Origin of the sequence: Vibrio sp. S234-5 (assembly GCF_000960595.1) — a bacterium.
Lineage (GTDB): Bacteria > Pseudomonadota > Gammaproteobacteria > Enterobacterales > Vibrionaceae > Vibrio.
The window spans coordinates 1-668 of the sequence record NZ_JZAM01000041.1 but is presented as its reverse complement, the minus strand read 5'-3'; the positions used below and the strand labels follow the sequence as shown (position 1 = coordinate 668).

2 protein-coding genes are annotated in these 668 nt (G+C 44.6%); both read right to left on the bottom strand.

Annotated elements, in window-relative coordinates; translation table 11 throughout:
• Positions 1–176: 176 nt before the first annotated feature.
• On the bottom strand, positions 177–317 hold the full coding sequence (locus UF06_RS27325) for a DUF3265 domain-containing protein (protein WP_319024128.1): 141 nt from the start codon (positions 315–317) through the stop codon (positions 177–179).
• A gap of 140 nt (positions 318–457) precedes the next feature.
• The coding region (locus UF06_RS27120) for a hypothetical protein (RefSeq protein WP_206778250.1) at positions 458–668 on the bottom strand (211 nt) is incomplete at its 5' end.

The following is a 668-nucleotide window of genomic DNA, read 5'->3' as shown; positions in this document are numbered from 1 at the left end:
GCCAACCGCCCTAACCTCGCGCTTGCCCGAAAATTGATTGAGGCAACGCTCTGAATTTCCAGCGCCAAAGAACAAGTGTCCGGAAAATAGCGCCCACTGAAGCCAACTTGCCGACAAACTCAAAACCAATCAGCCAAGGGAACAAAGAGAAAACATAAACCACTGATTTATCGTGATTAAGCATAACGCCCGGTTAAGGGGCAGCCAACGCCACAACCAAGCTTCCGCATAACACCGTAACCACAAAAGCCAACGCATAATAAAAATGCCGCGCGTTGGCTGTCCCTCTTGAACCGTTTGTTATGTTTAAGCTTCAATGACTTACGTTTTACCAAAACCGTGATTAACTCAGCATTGACTCACAAACAAAAGGCAAAACCTAAAAAACTGAATTGACTCATAACTTTTGAAAAGCAAACTTGGGCTTTTAACATTTCAAGCTTTGACAAACTGAAACTTAAAACTGGTTTCTGATCGAGCCAACCGCCCTAACCTCGCGCTTGCCTGAGAATTGATTGAGGCAATTCTCTGAATTTCCAGCGCCAAAGAATAAATGTCCGGAAAACAGCGCCAAACGAAGCCAACTTGCCGACAAGCACAAAACCAACAAGCCGAGGGAGCAAAGAAAAGATGCAACCAACTGATTTGACGTGATTAAACATAACGCC